This is a genomic window from Solirubrobacter pauli (genome assembly GCF_003633755.1).
Lineage (GTDB): Bacteria > Actinomycetota > Thermoleophilia > Solirubrobacterales > Solirubrobacteraceae > Solirubrobacter > Solirubrobacter pauli.
Genome location: NZ_RBIL01000002.1, coordinates 305431 through 322680 on the forward strand (window position 1 = coordinate 305431; position 17250 = coordinate 322680).

A 17250-nucleotide genomic window follows, 5' to 3' on the forward strand; every position below is an offset into this window, starting at 1 on the left:
GACACACCACCGTCGCGTCGGTGAGAATGCGAGCCGATGAGCGGACCTTTGCACGGCGTCAGGGTGATCGAGATCGCGAGCATCGGGCCCGGCCCGTTCGCGGCGATGCTGCTCGCGGACCTCGGCGCGGACGTGATCCGCATCGACCGTGCGGGCGGCGCCGGGAATCCGCTCGGCGAGGGGGCCTGGAACTTCCTGCACCGGGGACGGCGCTCAGCGGCGGTGAACCTCAAGCACGACGGCGGGCGCGAACTGGTGCTGCGCCTGTGCGAGCGCGCCGACGCGCTGGTCGAGGGCTTCCGGCCGGGCGTCATGGAGCGGCTGGGCCTGGGGCCGGACGCCGCGCTCGCCCGCAACCCGAAGCTCGTCTACGGGCGCATGACCGGTTACGGGCAGGACGGCCCGCTGAGCGCCCGCGCCGGGCACGACATCAACTACATCTCGATCGCGGGTGTGCTCGGCGCGATCCGGCGCACGGGGGAGAAGCCGCTGTTCCCGCTCAACCTGGTCGGCGACTTCGGGGGCGGCGGGATGCTGCTCGCGCTGGGCGTGGTGGCCGCCGTGCTGGAGGCGCGGACGTCCGGGCAGGGGCAGGTCGTGGACGCCGCGATGGTGGAGGGCAGCGCGCTGCTGGCGACGATGGTCCACGCGATGCACGCCGCGGGCCTGTGGAACGACGCTCCGGGCACCAACCTGCTCGACTCGGGCGCCCCGTTCTACGAGGTCTACGAGACCAGCGACGGCCGGCACATGGCCGTGGGCGCGCTGGAGCCGCAGTTCTACGCGGAGCTGCTGCGGCTCCTGGAGCTGGACCCGGAGGCGTTCCCGCAGTGGGACCAGCCGCGCTGGCCGGAGTACAAGGCGCGCTTCGCGGCGGTGTTCGCCACCCGCACGCGCGACGAGTGGGCCGCGCGGCTCGAGGGCGAGGAGGCGTGCGCGACGCCGGTGCTCGGCCTGACCGAGGCGCCCGCACACCCGCACAACGTCGCGCGCGGCACGTTCACGACCGTCGACGGGCGGCTGCAGCCCGCGCCGGCGCCGCGCTTCTCGCGCACGCCGGCCGTGATCTCAGGCCCCGCGAGCGAGCCCGGGGCCGACACCGACGCCGTCCTTGGCGACTGGGGCATCGACGACGTCGCCCGCCTGCGTGACGCTGGGGCCGTCGCGTAGGGCCGCCATCCGGGCGCGGCGCGGGGCGGTCGCCTCGCGGATCACGGTCTTGATCACGGCCGCGAACGGCACCGCCAGGATCGCGCCGACGATCCCGAGCAGCGCCGACGCGACCAGCACCGCGACGATCGTCGTGAAGGCGCTCAGCTCGACCGCCTTCTTGTAGACGATCGGGTAGACGATGTAGTTCTCGACCTGCTGGTAGATCAGCTGGATGATCAGCATGATCACGGCCTCGGTCGTGCCGACGGTCAGCGCGACGGCGACGAGGATGACCGAGGCGACGGTCGCGCCGACCTGCGGGATCAGGTCCAGCAGCCCGGCGATCACGGCCAGCACGATCGGGAACGGCAGGCCGAGGATGTACGCGCTCAGGCCGGCGATCGTGCCCGCGACGAGCGAGATCGCGATGTTGCCCAGCAGCGACGAGGAGACCGCGCGGATCGATTCCTCGACGACCGGGCTCCAGCGCTGCTCGGCCTCCGGCGGCGCGAACCCGAACAGCCAGCTCGTGATCATCGGCCGCTCCATCAGCAGGAACAGCGCGAGGAAGGTCAGCGTGACCATGCTCAGGATCGAGCCGAACACGCCGCCCGCGGCGCCGAGCAGCGTCGAGGCCGCCTCGGGGAAGCCGCGCGCCAGGTCGGCGAGCCAGCTCTGGACCTTCTCGTCGAAGCCCGCGGTGCTGGAGAGGTCGTTGAACCAGTCCGACTCCTGCAGATCCTGCCAGTAGCCCGGGAGCGCCTGGATGAACTCCTTGATCTCGTCCCACACCGGGCCGGCCGTGACGAGGATCAGCACGAGCACGCTGGCGAACAGCGCCGCGAACACGACCAGCGACGCCCTGCCGCGGTTCCAGCCCCGCTTGACCATGCGCGCCACGATCGGGTCGAGCCCGAGGGCGATCACCGCCGCCAGGAAGATCGACAGCAGCGTGCCGAGCGACAGGATCGCCAACACGACCAGCAGCCCGAAGACGAACACGGTCATCAGCGTCTTGACGCCGATCACGATCTCCACCCGCTGTGGCTTCACGGCCGCATCCTCCGCCGCGCGCGGGGGACCCTGCCTCATCCGATGCGGGTGACGCGCGCGGTCGCGGGGTAGGTGCAGGCCCATGGCCGAAACAGTGGGCGCGCACATCCTCGACCGGTTGCACGGCCACGGCGTCGACCTCGTCTACGGCTACCCCGGCGACGGCATCAACGGCATCCTCGGCGCGTTCCACGACGCCGAGGTCGAGTTCGTGCAGGCCGCGCACGAGGAGCTCGCGGCGTTCATGGCGTGCGCGCACGCGAAGCTCTCCGGTGACGTCGGCGTGTGCCTGGCGACGAGCGGCCCGGGCGCGATCCACCTGCTCAACGGGCTCTACGACGCCAAGCTCGACCATCAGCCGGTGGTCGCCATCGTCGGCCAGCAGAAGGCGATCTCGCTCGGCTCCGACTACCAGCAGGAGGTCGACCTCGCGAGCCTGTTCAAGGACGTCGCGAGCGAGTACGTGCAGGTCGTGATGACGCCCGGCCAGACGACCCACGTGATCGACCGGGCGGTGCAGATCGCCCGCGCCACCCGCTCGGTCACCGCCGTGATCATCCCCGCGGACGTGCAGGAGGAGCCGTACGAGGCGCCGCCGCGCGCGCACGGGACGACCTACTCGGGCGGCGCGGTCCCGCGGCCGCGCGTCTTGCCGCAGCGCGACGACCTCGCGCGCGCCGCGGAGGTCCTCAACGCCGGCGAGAAGGTGGCGGTGCTGGCGGGCGCGGGCGCGCGGGAGGCGGCCGCCGAGCTCGAGCAGCTGGCCGAGCTGCTCGGCGCGGGTGTCGCCAAGGCGCTCAACGGCCGCGACGTGCTGCCCGACGACCTCCCGTACGTCACCGGCTCGATCGGCCTGCTCGGCACGAAGGCCAGCGACGTGCTGATGCAGGAGTGCGACACGCTGCTGATGGTCGGCTCGAGCTTCCCGTACTCGGAGTGGCTGCCCGAGCCCGGCCAGGCACGCGGCGTGCAGATCGACCTGGACGCGCGCCGGCTCGGGATCCGCTACCCGATGGAGGTCAACCTCGCCGGCGACGCGCGCGAGACGCTGCGCGAGCTGCTGCCGCTGCTGCGGCGCAAGGAGGACCGGTCCTTCCAGCAGCGGATCATGGACGAGGTCGACCGCTCCTGGCGGGTGCTGGCCGACCAGGCCGAGGTCGCCGCGAACCCGCTCAACCCGCTGAAGGTCTTCCACGAGCTGAGCCCGCGGCTGCCCGACGCGGCGATCATCACCGCCGACTCCGGCTCGTCCACGAACTGGTGGGCCCGGCACCTGCGCTTCCGGCGCGGGATGCGCGGCGCCCTCTCCGGCACCCTGGCCACGATGGGGCCGGCGATCCCGTACGCGCTGGCGGCCAAGTTCGTCCATCCCGACCGGCCCGTGATCGCCATCGAAGGCGACGGCGCGATGCAGATGAACGGGCTCAACGCGCTGATCGACGTCGCCAAGCACCGCCACCGCTGGACCGATCCGCGGTTCGTCGTGCTGGTGCTCAACAACCGTGACCTCAACCAGGTCACGTGGGAGCAGCGCGTGCTGGTCGGCGATCCCAAGCTCGAGGCGTCGCAGGTGGTGCCGGACTTCCCGTACGCGCGCTACGCCGAGCTGCTCGGCTTCAAGGGCATCCGCGTGGACTCGCCGGACGCGGTCGGCGCCGCCTGGGACGCGGCGCTGGCGTCCGACGTGCCCGTCGTGCTGGAGGCGGTGACCGACCCGGAGGTGCCGCCGCTGCCACCACACATCGCCTTCGAGCAGGCCAAGAACCTCGCCTCGGCGCTCGCCCACGGCGATCCCGCCCGGGGTCAGATCATCCGGCAGGCGCTCAAGGGCAAACTGCAAGAGTTGATCAACCGCTGATCGGGCGCATGGCCCGAGCCCGTGATGGGCACCAGCAAAGAACGCCATGTCGACCGGTGAGCACCCTGCCTTGCATCTAGAGCGAGACCTGCCAGTGAGCGAAGACGACCCGGGTGAGCAGCCCACTCAGGAGCACCAGGCTCCCGAGATCACCTTCGACGAGAAGTTCTACCCCGCGCGGCCCAAGCGCTTCCGGCCGTCGGCGCGCCGTTCGCTGCGGCGCCGGCTGGCCGACCGTCTCGGCGGCGAGGAGATGGCCGACAGCCGCGAGTACGTCGAGTGGCTCGTCGAGGAGTCGATGCTCCACGACGCCAACCGGCTGGCGACGCAGCTGTCGGGCACCGGCAGCATGTGGCAGAACCCGTTCGCGCACCCGGACCCGCGCGCGGCGCTCGAGCGCGCGTCCGTGTGGTTCACCGCGTACCCGCTGAGCTTCGTCACGCGCCAAGGCGAGTCCTACCTGGCGGCGCTCGCCGACCGCGGGCTGTGGGAGGCGTTCCGCCGGATCGGCATCGACGCCGTCCACACCGGGCCGGTGAAGCTCGCGGGCGGCCTCAACGGCCGCCGCCTGACGCCGTCCGTCGACGGCCACTTCGACCGGATCTCGATGAACGTGGACCCCGAGTTCGGCACCGAGGAGGAGTTCCGCACGCTGTGCGCGACCGCCGCGGAGTACGAGGGCACGGTGATCGACGACATCGTCCCGGGCCACACCGGCAAGGGCGCGGACTTCCGCCTGGCCGAGATGGGCTACCAGGACTACCCGGGCATCTACCACATGGTCGCGGTGGCGCCCGAGGACTGGGACCTGCTGCCCGACGTCCCCGAGGGGCGCGACAGCGTCAACCTGGACGCCGAGACCGAGGCGGTGCTGGAACGGCGCGGCTACATCATCGGCCGGCTCCAGCGGGTGATCTTCTACGAGCCGGGCATCAAGGAGACCAACTGGTCCGCGACGCGGCCCGTGCTGGGCGTGGACGGCGTCGAGCGGCGCTGGGTCTACCTGCACTACTTCAAGGAGGGCCAGCCGTCGATCAACTGGCTCGACCCGTCGTTCTCGGGCATGCGGCTCGTGATCGGCGACGCCCTGCACGCGCTGGCCGACCTCGGCGCCGGCGGGCTGCGGCTGGACGCGAACGGCTTCCTGGGCGCGGAGAAGAGCGCCGAGGAGGAGCCGGCGTGGTCGGAAGGCCATCCGCTGTCGGAAGCCGCGAACCACTTCATCGCGTCGATGATCCGCAAGATGGGCGGGTTCTCCTTCCAGGAGCTCAACCTGTCGATGGACGACATCAAGGTCATGGGCGAGTCCGGCGCCGACCTGTCCTACGACTTCGTCAACCGGCCCGCGTACCACCACGCGCTGGTGACCGAGGACACCGAGTTCCTGCGGCTGACGCTGCGCACCGCGATGGAGATGGGCATCGACCCGGCGTCGCTGGTGCACGCGATGCAGAACCACGACGAGCTCACGCACGAGCTCGTCCACTTCTCCACCGTCCACCGCGACCAGCTCTTCGAGTGGCACGGGGAGGAGACGCGGGGCGAGGACCTCGCCGAGGAGGTGCGCCAGACGCTCAACGCGCGGCTCACCGGCGTCCGCGCGCCCTACAACCGCACCTTCACCACCAACGGCATCGCGTGCACGACCGCGACGGTGATCGCGGCCACGCTCGGCATCCGCGACATCGCGCTGATCACGCCGGAGGAGCGCGACCGGATCAAGGACGTCCACCTGCTGCTGGTGATGTTCAACGCGCTCCAGCCGGGCGTGTTCGCGCTGAGCGGCTGGGACCTGTCCGGCATGCTGACCGTGGACGCGGCGTCGGTCGCCGACCTGATCGCCGACGGCGACACGCGCTGGCTCAACCGCGGCGCGCACGACCTGCGTGGCGTCCCGGACCCGTCGACCGAGGGTCGCATGCCGGCCGGCCGCTCCCTCTACGGGGCGCTGCCGGAGCAGCTCGCCGACCCGAAGTCGTTCGCGTCGGGCCTGCGCAAGATCCTCGAGGTCCGCGGCGAGCACGGCATCGCGACCGCGAAGCAGATCGACATCCCCGACGTGTCCAACAAGGCGGAGCTGGTGATGGTCCACGAGCTCACGGACGGGCAGCTCCAGATCACCGCGCTGAACTTCTCGGCGGAGGAGATCGCGGGCTCGGTCCGCTCCGAGCACCTGCCCGGCGGGTCGGTCCTCACCGACATGTTCACGGGCGAGGAGCTGGGCACGGTCGACGACCTGCACACGTTCAGCCTCACGCTGTGCGGCTACTCCGGCCGCTCGCTGCTGGTCACGCCGCCGGAATGAGCGCCGTCCTCAGTGGCAGCTCCTAGAATCCGGCGCCGATGACAGCCGTGGCGGCCCGTGAGCACTGGGAGCTGCCGGCCGAGCCGGAGAGCGTGACGTTGTCGCGCGGGCGCGTGCGCACCTTCGCGAAGGAGCACGGCGCGTCCGCGGAGGACATCGTCGACCTCACGCTGGCCGTGACCGAGGCGGTGACGAACGCGGTCATCCACGCGTTCATCGACCGCGAGCCGGGCGTCGTGCGGGTCACGCTCACCACCGCCGCGGACGAGCTGACCGTGGTCGTGTCCGACAACGGCCGCGGGATGCAGCCCCGGGCGGACTCCCCGGGGCTCGGGCTCGGGCTGCCGACGATCGGCCGGTTGGCCGCCCAGGTCGACCTCCGTGAGGCGCCGGGCGGCGGCACCGAGCTGTCGATGACGTTCGCGACCCCCGGCGTGCACGGGCCCGAGCGCACCGAGAGCGGCGCGGACGTCCGGCGCGAGACGGACCTGCTGGACGCGGTCACCCGGGTCGCCTCGGGGGCGTGGCCGGGGGAGGGCGTCGAGCGGCTGGTCGACCTGCTGGTGCCGACCGTCGCCGACGCGTGCGCCGTGGACGTGATCGCCGCCGACGGCACGCCCGAGCGCTTCGCCGGCCGGGTCGACGGCTCGGAGGCGCACTCGCGCTGGCTCACGACGCTGCGCCCGCGCGTCGACGCCGACCGCTCCGCCACGCGCGCCGCGCTCGAGGACGGCCGCCCGCACGTCTCCGAGCTCACGCTGGACCTGATCGAACGGCTCACGACGAGCGCCGAGGACGCGGCGACGATGGCCGCGACCGGCATCCGCTGGTGGGTCGTCATCCCGCTGCGCGAGGACGAGCGCCTGCTGGGCCTCCTGCACTTCGGGCTGCTGCCGGCGCGGGCGCGCCCGTCGGACGCGGTCGTCGGGTTCATGAGCGACCTCGGCGAGCGCGCCGCGGCCGCGCTCGCCCGCACGCAGCTGATCGACGAGCTGCGCCGCACGCGGCACCGCTTCGAGCGCGTGCTGGACGTGCTCGGCGAGGCCGTGATCGTGCGCGACGCGAGCAGCCGGCTCGTCTACGCGAACGAGGCCGCCGCGCGCCTGTTCGACGTCGACAGCCCCGCCGAGCTCAACGCCATGAGCGGCGAGGACGTGTTCGCCCGGTCGTCGATGACCCGCCCGGACGGCACGCCGCTCGAGCTCGACGAGCTGCCCTACCGACGGCTGCTCGCGGGCCTCGACGCCCCGCCGCTGCTCGCCCGGATGGGTGAGCGCTGGCTGCTCGTGAAGGCGTCGCTGCTCGACGAGGGCGAGCGGCTGGTCGTCTCGGTCATCGACGACGTCTCCGGCGCCCGGTAGCGTCCCCATCGGTGTCCCGGTCGCTGATCGTCACCGTCGTCGCGCTCGCCGCCCTGCTCTTGGCCGGGTACCTCCTGCTGCTGCGCCCCGAGTCGCTGACGGTCACCGTGACCGACGTCTACAACACCGACTCCTCCGGCGCGCACCCGCTGCCCGAGCAGGAGCAGCGCCCGGAGACGCTCACCACGCGCTGGGTGGTCGCGAAGGACGGCCTGACCTACCAGGCGCGCGGGGGCAGGTTCGAGATCGGCAAGCGCTACACCTGCACCGTCCACCACCCCGACAGCGGGCTCGAGCTCAGCGACTGCAAGGCGGCCTGATGGCGGCGTACGCGCTCAACGAGGCCGCCGTCGCCCGCGCGCGTGCGCTGATCGACGCGCGCCAGTACGTCCTCGACTCCGACTGGGGCGCGACCCAGCCCGACGCGACGGCCCAGAACGCCTACCTCGAGCAGCATTCCTGGGACGAATACGCGGCCTGGCACCTCGGCCTGACGGAGGGCGCGGCCGACGAGACCAAGGCCCGCTACGCGTTCGTCTACGGCGACTTCCGCCGGGTCCACCGCTCAGGGCTGATCGCGTGCGTCTACCGCGCGGCCGAGTGGCGCCACAAGGCCGTCGAGCTCGCGGCGCACGACCTGCTGCAGCAGCTCGACGAAGTCAGCGGCTGACCGCCGCGGCGATGAGTTCCGGCCGGGACGGCAGTCTTCGCCGTCATGACCGCCACCTACACGTACGACATCTTCCACACGCTCGACGGCTACGGCGCCTCACGTGGATCACGCGGATGCGGAGCGCACCGACCACGGTCATCTCGAGCACGCTGCAGGACCCGCTCGAGTGGTCGAACGCGACCGTCGCGCACGGTGACGCGGTCGAGGTCGTGCGCCGCCTCAAGCTGGAGTCCGACGTGCCGCTGCGCTCGCACGGGAGCCTGTCGCTGAACTGGGCGCTGCTGGCCGCCGGCGGAATCCAGGACCTGATCTACCGACCGTCGCGGCACGGCTGACGCTCGCTTACCTATAGTGAGCGGCAAGTCGTCGTCGAACGGGAGTTGACATGAGCACCATCGGGCTGATCGGCAGCGGGTTGATCGGAGGGACCGTCGCGCGGCTCGCGGTCGCGGCGGGCCACGACGTCGTGCTGAGCAACCGGCGCGGGCCGGACACCCTGGCCGACCTCGTCGCCGAGCTCGGTCCGCGCGCGCGGGCGGCGACGCCGGCCGAAGCGGCGGAGGCCGGCGACATCGTCGTCGTGACGGTGCCGTTCCACGCCTACCGGCAGGTGCCGGTGGAGCCGCTGCGCGGCAAGCCCGTGATCGACACGAACAACTACTACCCGCAGCGCGACGGGCAGGTCCCCGAGCTCGACGACGAGTCGACCACGGTCAGCGAGCTGCTGCAGGCGCACCTGCCGGAGTCGCACGTCGTGAAGGTGTTCAACAACATCGGCTCCGTGCACCTCGCCGAGCTGGCGCGGCCGAGCGGCGACCCGGAGCGGTCGGCCCTCGCGATCGCCGGCGACGACGCGGACGCCAAGGCGCAGGTGACGGCGTTCCTGGACTCGATCGGCTACGACGTCGTCGACGCCGGCCCGCTGTCCGAGGGCTGGCGCTACCAGCGCGACACCGCCGCGTACGGCGGCCCCTACTTCGACCCGTCGAAGGGCGGCGACTTCTCGACGCCGGGCACCGGCCGGCAGGCGACCGCCGAGACCGTGCGCGCCGCGCTCGCCGAGGCGGTCCGCTACCGCGACATGTGAGCCGGCGCCGAGGCCGGGCTCGCGGTGAGCGAGGCGAGCAGCGCGAGCCGCTCGGCGTCCTGGGTGCCGGGGTCGGCGTGGAAGACGATCAGCATCAGGCCGTCGCTGCCGTCGACCTCCAGCTTGGAGACGCCCACGCTGATCTGGCCGACCTGCGGGTGGTCGATCCGGACCGGCTCGCCGCGCAGCGGGGTGACGTCGTGGCCCGCCCACGCCTGGCGGAACGCCTCGCTCGCGAGCGACAGCTCGCCGACGAGCTCGACCGCACGGTCGTCGATCTCCGAGCCGAGCCGCTTGCGGAACGCGGCGACGCACTCGGCGGACGTCCGCTCCCAGTCCGGATGCAGCGCGTGCTCCGACGGGTCCAGGAACAGCGATCGCAGACGGTTCTCGCCGACGCGCACGTTCGGCAGCAGCGCGGTCGCGAGCGGGTTGGCCGCGAGCACGTCGAGGTAGCGGCCGGCGACGAACGCCGGCGGCCCGATCGTCTCGATCAGCGTCGCGATCCCGGGCGGCACGACCTCCGGACGCGGCGCGCGCCGACGCCGCGGCTGTGGCCGGGCGAGCTCGTGCAGGTAGCGCGTGGCGGTGTCGTCGAGCTGCAGCACCCGCGCGAGCGCCTCGAGCACCTGGGGGGACGGGTTGCGGTCACGGCCCTGCTCGAGCCGCAGGTAGTAGTTCGCGCTGACCCCGGCGAGCATCGCGACCTCCTCGCGACGCAGTCCCGGCACCCGCCGCCGGCCGCCGGCCGGGAGGCCGAGCGCCTCGGGCCCCACGGCCTGCCGACGCGCCCGAAGGTACTCACCGAGCCGATTGCCGTCGTGCATCCTTCGAGCGTAGTGCGCGCCGAGCGGCGGCTGGTGACCCTGTCACTCCCACCATTGGCCGGGTCCTTGAGCGCCGTCCGGCCGCGGGCCACGGTGGGGCCCATGACGAACCTTCCTGGCGGCACCTGGACGATGGGCGACCTGACCGTCACCCGCTTCGGGTACGGGGCGATGCAGCTCGCCGGCCCCTGGGTGATGGGGCCTCCGGCCGACCACGACGGCGCGCTCGCGGTGCTGCGCGCGGTCGTCGACCTCGGCATCACCCACATCGACACGGCCGACGCGTACGGCCCCGAGATCACCAACCGGTTGATCCGCGAGGCGCTGGCGCCGTACCCCGACGAGCTCCACATCGTCACCAAGGTCGGCGCGAACCGCGACGCGCAGGGCGGCTGGCCGCCGGCGCGCGAGCCGCACGCGCTGCGCGAGGCCGTGCACGCCAACCTGCGCAACCTCGGCCTCGACGTGCTCGACCTCGTGAACCTCCGGCTCGGCAACGCGGAGGGACCGGTGCCCGGCTCGCTGGCGCCGGCGTTCGAGACGCTCGTCGAGCTCCAGCAGCAGGGTCTGATCCGCCATCTCGGCGTGAGCAACGCCACGTCCGAGCAGGTCGCCGAGGCCCAGGCGATCGCGCCGATCGTGTGCGTCCAGAACCAGTACAACCTCGCCCACCGCGAGGACGATGCGCTGATCGATGCACTCGCCGGGCAGGGCGTCGCGTACGTCCCGTTCTTCCCGCTCGGCGGGTTCACGCCGTTGCAGTCGGACGCGCTGTCGGCGGTCGCCACGCGGCTGGGCGCGACGCCGAAGGCGGTGGCGCTCGCATGGCTGCTGCAGCGGTCCCCGAACCTGCTGCTGATCCCCGGGACGTCCTCGGCCGGGCACCTGCGCGAGAACGTCGCGGGCGCGGCGTTGGAGCTGGCGGCCGAGGACCTCGCGCAGCTCGACGCGATCGGGCGCTGACTCACCGCTGTAGCGCCCTATGCTGGTGAGGTGGCGATCGAAGATCCGCGGCCGCTGACCGGCGAGCCGCTTCCGCTGGACCTCTTGAACACGACGTGGATCACCGGCGACGGCCTGCACGACCTGCTCGCCGACGAGTCGGGCGCGCGGCACTGGCTCGACGGCCACGGGTTCACCGACGCGCCGGCTGAGCCGGGGCCGCTGCGCGAGGCGCGCGAGGCGCTGCGGGCGCTGCTGCTCGACCGGGACGCCGTCGCGGGCGTGAACGCCGTGCTCGCCCGCGGGGGTGAGCGGCCGCAGCTGCGGGCTGGTGGCACGGTCGAGCGTGCGGTGGTCGCCGCGCCCGAGTGGCGCGTGCCGTGGGCGTGCGCCGCGCGGCTCGTCGCGCTGCTGGAGACGCACGGTGGCCGCGTGCGGGCGTGCGCGAACGACGAGTGCGTGCTGTGGTTCCTCGACACCTCGCGCCCGGGCACCCGGCGCTGGTGCTCGATGGCGGCGTGCGGCAACCGGGACAAGGCCGTACGGCACGGGCGCGTGCGTCACCGTTAATTCAAGGGATACCGGTTAATTCGTGTAAGGTGGTGAGCATGAGCGCTATCGCCACCACGTTCGCCACCGGCCACGTCGGCCTCAACGTCACCGATCTCGAGCGCAGCGTCGCCTTCTACCAGCGCGTGTTCGGCTGGTCCGTCCGTGGCCGCGGGGACGGGTACGCCTTCCTCGGCGACGACGCGCGGCTCGTGCTCACGCTGTGGGAGCAGGCCTCGGGCACGTTCGGCACGCGGACGCCCGGCCTCCACCACCTGTCGTTCGAGGTCGAGACGGTCGCGGACGTCCAGGCCGCCGGGGCCCGGGTGCGTGAGGAGGGCCTGCGCCTCTACCACGACGGGACCGTCCCCCACGGCGAGGGCGCGTCGAGCGGCGGCGTCTTCTTCGAGGACCCCGACGGCATCCGCCTCGAGGTCTTCACGGGCGCGGGCGTCCACGGCGAGGCGCCCACCGGCACCGCCCCGACCTGCGGCTTCTTCTAGGCCGATGGCCTTCCATGCGGGTGAGCTCGCCGTGCAGCGCCGCGCGGGCGTGGGCGAGCAGGGGTACTTCGCCGAAGCGGCGATGCCGCCGGTGGCGCGGGACTTCCTGGCCGCGCAGTCGTGGATCGCGCTCGGCACCGAGGACGCGCAGGGCCGCGTGTGGGCGAGCCTGCACTACGGGGCTCCAGGCTTCATCGCCACGCCCGCGCCGGACGTCGTGCACGTGGCCGCCGCGCCGCCGGCCGGCGATCCGCTCGCGGGCGCGCCGGACGGGCCGGTCGGCGGGCTGGCGCTCGAGCCGAGCACGCGCAGGCGCATGCGCCTCAACGGCGACGCCGTCAGCGACGCCGCCGGCACGACGATCCGCCTCGAGCAGGTCTACTCGAACTGCCCGAAGTACATCGCCACGCGCGCGGTCGAGGCGGTCGTGGGGCGGCCGGTTCCGGTGCGCGCGGTGAGCGATGCGATCGACGGGGCCGCCACCGACCTCCTGGCCGCGGCCGACACCGCGTTCGTGGCCACCCGCGGGCCGGACGGGTTCGACGTCTCCCACCGCGGCGGGCGGCCCGGGTTCCTCGACGTGGTCGACGCGCACACGCTCGTCTGGCCCGACTACCAGGGCAACCGCATGTTCAACACGCTCGGCAACCTCGCGGTCGACGGGGGCTGCGGGCTGACGGTCGTCGATCCGGAGGACGGCACGACCCTGTACGTCACCGGTCGCGCCGAGGTGCTGTGGGAGCCGGTGCGGGCCGTCCGGCTCACGGTCGCCGCGGTCGTCCGGCTCGAGCACGCGGCTCCTTTGCGCTGGCGGCTCGAGCGCGTCGCCCGAAATCCGCTCCTAGAAGCTCGTCCGCAGCTCGCGTAGGAGCTGCTTGCCGGACAGCTCGGGGACGATGATGCGGCGGATCGTCCACGCGGGGTGGCGCCGGTCGATCGGGTCGGCGAGCTGGAAGCCCGCGCGCAGACCCGCCTTCAGCAGATGCGGGATCGCCTCGCGGGTGCGCAGACCGAACGGGTACGCGAACAGCCGCACGGGGTGGCCGACGAGCTTCTCCAGCGCGCGCGTCGGCTGCTCGACCTGCGTCTCCCAGTCGGCGCCGGCGTACTCGGGCACCGCCTTGTGGTCCCACGTGTGCGTGCCGATCGTCATCCCCGCCCGGTCGAGCTTGCGCACCTGCCCGCGCGTGAGCCAGCCGGGCTTGCCGAGCACGACGGTCATGATGAAGAACGTCGCCTTGAAGCGGTGGCGGCGCAGCACCGGGAACGCCTCCGTGTACTGCCCGGCGGAGGCGTCGTCGAACGTCAGCAGCACCGGCTTGCGCGGCAGCGGCTCGCCGCGCAGCACGTGCGCGACGAGCGCGTCGCCGGTGACGGTCGTGTAGCCGGCGTCGTCCAGCGCGCGCATCTGCGCCGCGAACACCGAGGGCCGCACGATGTACGGCCGCGCCTGCGCTCCGTCCGCCGCGGTCGGCGTGCGGATCTGGTGGTAGCAGAGCACCGGGATGTTCGCGCGCGCGGCGACCGCGGCGGCGTCGGTGCGCGGGGTGGCGGTCGGCGTCGCCGACGCGGTCGGCTTCGGCGGCGTCGGCTCAGGCGCGCCCGAGCCGCCGCACCCCACCGCCAGCAGCAGCGCCGCCATCGCCGCCCGGGTCCATCGGCCGCGCATGGCTCAAGTGAAGCAAGCCAGCACCACGTCGCGCACCGCTTCGGGCTGGGACAGGAACGGATGGTGGCCCGCGTCGAGCTCGACGACGGTGCCGGCGCGGCGCGCGAACTCGCGCTGGCGCTCGGCCGGCGTGCCCCGGTCGTCGGCGCAGACGATGTAGGTCGACGGCACCGCGTGCCAGGCCGCCGCCTGCACCGGCGCCTGCAGCACGGCCAGGCTCTGGCGGGCGGTCCTGTCCATGGCCGCCCGCTGGATCTCCGGCGTGCAGTCCTGCAGGAACGTGTCGGCCAGGGCGTCCGGGCGGACGGTGAAGGTGCCGGCCTCGGGGTCGACCTCCAGGAACGGCGCCGGCGACTCGCCGCCGAACGTGGACAGGCTCTCGCCGGGCTCGGGCAGGTAGCTGGTGATCAGCAGCAGATGACGCACGCTGTCGACCCCGGCGGCGGCCTGCGCGGTGATGATGCCGCCGTAGCTGTAGGCGACGACGACCGTCGGCTCGTCGCTCGCGGTGAGCACCGCGCGCACGGCGGCGACGTCGTCGTCCAGCCCGGGCCCGTCCGCGCCGACCGGCAGCCCGGTCTCGCCGCAGCTCGGCAGCGGCGGCGCCTCGCTGGTCACGCCGTGCTCGGCGAGCCGCTCCGCGGTCGGGTGCCACCACCAGGACCCGTCCTTGACACACGCGCCGTGCACGAAGACCACTCTCATGCCCAGCGACAGTAGACGAAGCGTTTGTTACGTGAAAAGCTGGCGGCGTGGGGCGGCGTCCACAACCGGAGATCAGGCAGCGGCTGCTCGACGCGTGCACCGACCACGCGCTGCAGCACGGGCTCCCGGACCGGCTCGGGCCGCTGGCGGAGGCGACCGGCACCTCGACCCGGATGCTGATCTACCACTTCGAGACCCGCGACCGGCTGTTGCGGGAGATCCTCGGCCAGGCGCGCCGCCGTCAGCTCGACACCTTCACCGACCTGCTGCGCGTGCGCCCCGACGAGCCGTACCTGACGACGCTGCGACACGCCTGGGCAGGGATGACGGGGCCTGAGGGCCGGCCCTACCTGCGCATGTTCGGCCGCTTGCACGACAGCGCCGGCGAGCCGCTGTGGCCGGGCTTCCGCAGGGGCGCGACCACCGACTGGCTCGCGCCGCTCGAGCAGGGGATGCGGACCCTCGGCCGCCCGGAGCTCGCGACGGTCGTGCTCGCGGTCATCCGCGGCCTGCTGATGGACCTCGACGCCACCGGCGACGCCGAGCGCACCGACCGGGCGTTCGACGCCTTCCTGGCCACGCTCAGGGCGTGACCGTCGCGACCAGGGTCGCGACCGTGCGGAAGCCCAGCCGCTCGTAGACGCCGCGGCCGTCGGGGGACGCCTGCAGCGTCGCCGTGCGCGCGCCGGCCTCGCGGGCCTGGACCAGCGCCCCGGCGACCACCTGCGCCGCGAGGCCGCGCCGCCGGAAGCGCGCTTCGGTGGCGACGTACTGGACGCTGACGTCGTCGTCGACGCGGAGCGTCAGCGCGACGCACGCCCACTCGCCGTCCACGCGCAACCCGTGCGTGCGGAGCCGCGGGTCGGCGAGCGCGCCGATCAGGGGCGCGAGCCGGTCGCGCTGACCGTAGGCCCGGTCGTTGAGGGTCCCGAGGACGTCGAGCGCCGGCGCGTCCAGCGGCGCATGGGCGGGCGCCTCCCAGCCCGCGAGCACGAGCCCCATGCACGGCATCGCGAGCTCCGCGAGCTCGGTCCGGCCGGCCGGCACCGCGGTGCTCCACACGCAGTGCGGCGGTTCGACCAGCTCGGCGCCGGGTGCGGCGACGGCCGCGTCGATCCAGTGGTTGTCCCGCGCCCACGGCACGTGGGCGCCGACGACGCCGGGCGTCCGGTGCTCCGCCGCGCCGCGGACGCCGGTCCGTCCGAGGCACGCGAGCGTCTCCGCGAAGCCGTCGATCGAGCACTGCGCCAGGTCCCGCACATCGGCATCGTACGCCGCGATCCTCGTACGCGGTCGGGGAGCTGACGGAGGCGTGCGCACCGGCGGCGGGGCGGGGGGCAGGACGTCCGGCGAGGGCCTGGCGACTGCCGGGTGAGGTTCACGTAGGGAGGTACAGAGTCATGAGGGTGCTCGTGCGGACTCTGCTGAGCGCGGCGCTGGCGGGGCTGGCGTTGCTCGGACCGATCGCCTCGGCCAGTGGCCACGGCGGGGGAGGTGACGAGCCCCGCTTCCGGGCGCTGATCTTCTCCAAGACCGCGGCCTTCCGCCACACCGAGTGCATCCCGGCGGGCACGGTCGCGATCGCCCAGATGGCGCTCCGCCACGACTTCGAGGTGGACGCGACCGAGAACGCGGCCGAGTTTACGGAGCAGAACCTCGCGCGCTACGACGTCGTGATCTTCCTCTGCACGACGGGCGACGTGCTCAACGCGCAGCAGCAGACCGCCTTCGAGCACTACATCCAGGCCGGCGGCGGCTACGCGGGCATCCACTCGGCGTCGGACACCGAGTACGACTGGCCGTGGTACGGGCGCCTGGTCGGCGCGTACTTCCGTGACCACCCGGGCGTGCCGGGCGTCAACCAGCAGTTCCAGACCGCGACCATCCGCGTCGAGGACCCCGACACGGCCGCGACGCGCGACCTGCCACGCCGTTGGACGCGCGAGGAGGAGTGGTACAACTTCCGCACCAACCCGCGGAACCTGGTCCACGTGCTGATGAACGTGGACGAGCGCACGTACGACCCGCGCGGGTACAGCCAGCCGGGCGGCTCCCCGCCGATGGGCGACCACCCGATCGCGTGGTGCCACCGCTACGACGGCGGCCGCTCCTTCTACACCGCGCTCGGGCACAAGGGCTCGTACTTCAAGGAGCCGCTGCTCCTGTCGCACATCCTCGGCGGCCTGGAGATCGCCGCCGGCCTCGAGCCGTGCCGCGGCGAGAACCCGCGGCTCGACCAGCTCGCCCGGCAGGTCGTGCGCGACTGCAACCGCGACGGCGACCTGGACCGGGACTATCCGCTGGGTGCCCTGCGCCGGGCGCTGCGGCTGGTCGACGAGGACTCCCGCTGCGCCCGCCGGATCGAACGCGCGATCGAGCGTGCGCAGCGTGAGCGTGAGCGCGAGTTGCTCCGGATCTACCGGGACTGCAGCCGGGACGGCGACCTCGACCGCGACTACCCGCGCGGCCAGCTCCGGCGAGCGCTGCGGCTGCTGCCGGACGAGCTGCGGGAGTACACCGACTGCGAGAGCGCGATCGAGGAGGCGCTCGACGACCGCGGCTGACG

General features: G+C 73.0%; 18 protein-coding genes and 1 pseudogene. 14 read left to right on the forward strand and 5 right to left on the reverse strand.

Features of this window, described 5'->3' with window-relative positions; translation table 11 throughout:
- Window positions 1-36: 36 nt before the first annotated feature.
- Window positions 37-1170: a CaiB/BaiF CoA transferase family protein gene (locus tag C8N24_RS21300; protein ID WP_121253902.1), complete on the forward strand. Its 1134-nt coding sequence runs from the start codon at window positions 37-39 to the stop codon at window positions 1168-1170.
- Here the strand turns inward: C8N24_RS21300 and C8N24_RS21305 are convergent.
- Window positions 1069-2205 (reverse strand): AI-2E family transporter, encoded by a 1137-nt coding sequence (locus C8N24_RS21305; RefSeq protein WP_170179298.1) that lies wholly within the window; start codon window positions 2203-2205, stop codon window positions 1069-1071. The genes C8N24_RS21300 and C8N24_RS21305 overlap by 102 nt on opposite strands.
- 82 nt (window positions 2206-2287) lie before the next feature.
- On the opposite strand from C8N24_RS21305, the gene C8N24_RS21310 reads away from it, so the two are divergent.
- From C8N24_RS21310 to C8N24_RS21340, 7 genes and pseudogenes are all read left to right on the forward strand, one after another.
- Window positions 2288-4063: a thiamine pyrophosphate-requiring protein gene (locus C8N24_RS21310; protein ID WP_121253905.1), complete on the forward strand. Its 1776-nt coding sequence runs from the start codon at window positions 2288-2290 to the stop codon at window positions 4061-4063.
- 46 nt (window positions 4064-4109) lie between these two features.
- Complete coding sequence (gene treS / locus C8N24_RS21315) at window positions 4110-6368, forward strand: maltose alpha-D-glucosyltransferase (RefSeq protein WP_121253907.1); 2259 nt, start codon at window positions 4110-4112, stop codon at window positions 6366-6368.
- A 38-nt stretch (window positions 6369-6406) separates the two neighbouring features.
- Window positions 6407-7729 (forward strand): ATP-binding protein, encoded by a 1323-nt coding sequence (locus C8N24_RS21320; RefSeq protein WP_121253909.1) that lies wholly within the window; start codon window positions 6407-6409, stop codon window positions 7727-7729.
- Window positions 7730-7740: 11 nt separating this feature from the next.
- A complete protein-coding gene (locus C8N24_RS21325) occupies window positions 7741-8049 on the forward strand; it encodes a hypothetical protein (RefSeq protein ID WP_121253911.1) in 309 nt (102 codons plus the stop codon).
- Window positions 8049-8399 (forward strand): hypothetical protein, encoded by a 351-nt coding sequence (locus C8N24_RS21330; protein WP_121253913.1) that lies wholly within the window; start codon window positions 8049-8051, stop codon window positions 8397-8399. The genes C8N24_RS21325 and C8N24_RS21330 overlap by 1 nt, the downstream gene beginning before the upstream one ends.
- Before the next feature lie 104 nt (window positions 8400-8503).
- A pseudogene (locus C8N24_RS21335) lies at window positions 8504-8695 on the forward strand (dihydrofolate reductase family protein); the annotation flags it as partial.
- A gap of 92 nt (window positions 8696-8787) precedes the next feature.
- On the forward strand, window positions 8788-9489 hold the full coding sequence (locus tag C8N24_RS21340) for an NADPH-dependent F420 reductase (protein ID WP_121253916.1): 702 nt from the start codon (window positions 8788-8790) through the stop codon (window positions 9487-9489).
- On the opposite strand, the gene C8N24_RS21345 is transcribed toward C8N24_RS21340, so the two are convergent.
- Window positions 9474-10316 carry a helix-turn-helix transcriptional regulator gene (locus C8N24_RS21345; RefSeq protein ID WP_121253918.1) on the reverse strand — a complete coding sequence of 281 codons (843 nt, stop codon included), beginning with the start codon at window positions 10314-10316 and terminating at the stop codon, window positions 9474-9476. The two genes, C8N24_RS21340 and C8N24_RS21345, sit on opposite strands and share 16 nt — an antisense overlap.
- 102 nt (window positions 10317-10418) lie before the next feature.
- On the opposite strand from C8N24_RS21345, the gene C8N24_RS21350 reads away from it, so the two are divergent.
- Genes C8N24_RS21350 through C8N24_RS21365 form a run of 4 tightly spaced genes read left to right on the forward strand, consistent with a single transcriptional unit; the run spans window position 10419 to window position 13178 of the window.
- Entirely contained in the window at window positions 10419-11279 is an 861-nt protein-coding gene (locus C8N24_RS21350) for an aldo/keto reductase family oxidoreductase (protein WP_121253920.1), read from the forward strand.
- Window positions 11280-11309: 30 nt separating this feature from the next.
- On the forward strand, window positions 11310-11828 hold the full coding sequence (locus C8N24_RS21355) for a CGNR zinc finger domain-containing protein (protein WP_211340087.1): 519 nt from the start codon (window positions 11310-11312) through the stop codon (window positions 11826-11828).
- A 38-nt stretch (window positions 11829-11866) separates the two neighbouring features.
- Complete coding sequence (locus C8N24_RS21360) at window positions 11867-12310, forward strand: VOC family protein (RefSeq protein WP_121257897.1); 444 nt, start codon at window positions 11867-11869, stop codon at window positions 12308-12310.
- Window positions 12311-12314: 4 nt separating this feature from the next.
- Window positions 12315-13178 carry a pyridoxamine 5'-phosphate oxidase family protein gene (locus tag C8N24_RS21365; protein WP_121253922.1) on the forward strand — a complete coding sequence of 288 codons (864 nt, stop codon included), beginning with the start codon at window positions 12315-12317 and terminating at the stop codon, window positions 13176-13178.
- Here C8N24_RS21365 and C8N24_RS21370 read toward each other — a convergent pair.
- Window positions 13152-13979 carry a polysaccharide deacetylase family protein gene (locus tag C8N24_RS21370; RefSeq protein ID WP_121253924.1) on the reverse strand — a complete coding sequence of 276 codons (828 nt, stop codon included), beginning with the start codon at window positions 13977-13979 and terminating at the stop codon, window positions 13152-13154. The two genes, C8N24_RS21365 and C8N24_RS21370, sit on opposite strands and share 27 nt — an antisense overlap.
- Before the next feature lie 3 nt (window positions 13980-13982).
- Window positions 13983-14684, reverse strand: coding sequence for an alpha/beta fold hydrolase (locus C8N24_RS21375; RefSeq protein WP_121253926.1), 702 nt, complete (start codon window positions 14682-14684; stop codon window positions 13983-13985).
- A gap of 47 nt (window positions 14685-14731) precedes the next feature.
- On the opposite strand from C8N24_RS21375, the gene C8N24_RS21380 reads away from it, so the two are divergent.
- Window positions 14732-15277 carry a TetR/AcrR family transcriptional regulator gene (locus C8N24_RS21380; RefSeq protein ID WP_121253928.1) on the forward strand — a complete coding sequence of 182 codons (546 nt, stop codon included), beginning with the start codon at window positions 14732-14734 and terminating at the stop codon, window positions 15275-15277.
- Here C8N24_RS21380 and C8N24_RS21385 read toward each other — a convergent pair.
- Window positions 15267-15944, reverse strand: coding sequence for a GNAT family N-acetyltransferase (locus tag C8N24_RS21385; RefSeq protein ID WP_121253930.1), 678 nt, complete (start codon window positions 15942-15944; stop codon window positions 15267-15269). The genes C8N24_RS21380 and C8N24_RS21385 overlap by 11 nt on opposite strands.
- 146 nt (window positions 15945-16090) lie before the next feature.
- Here C8N24_RS21385 and C8N24_RS21390 point away from each other — a divergent pair, with 146 nt between their 5' ends.
- Entirely contained in the window at window positions 16091-17248 is a 1158-nt protein-coding gene (locus tag C8N24_RS21390) for a ThuA domain-containing protein (protein WP_211340088.1), read from the forward strand.
- Window positions 17249-17250: the final 2 nt, after the last annotated feature.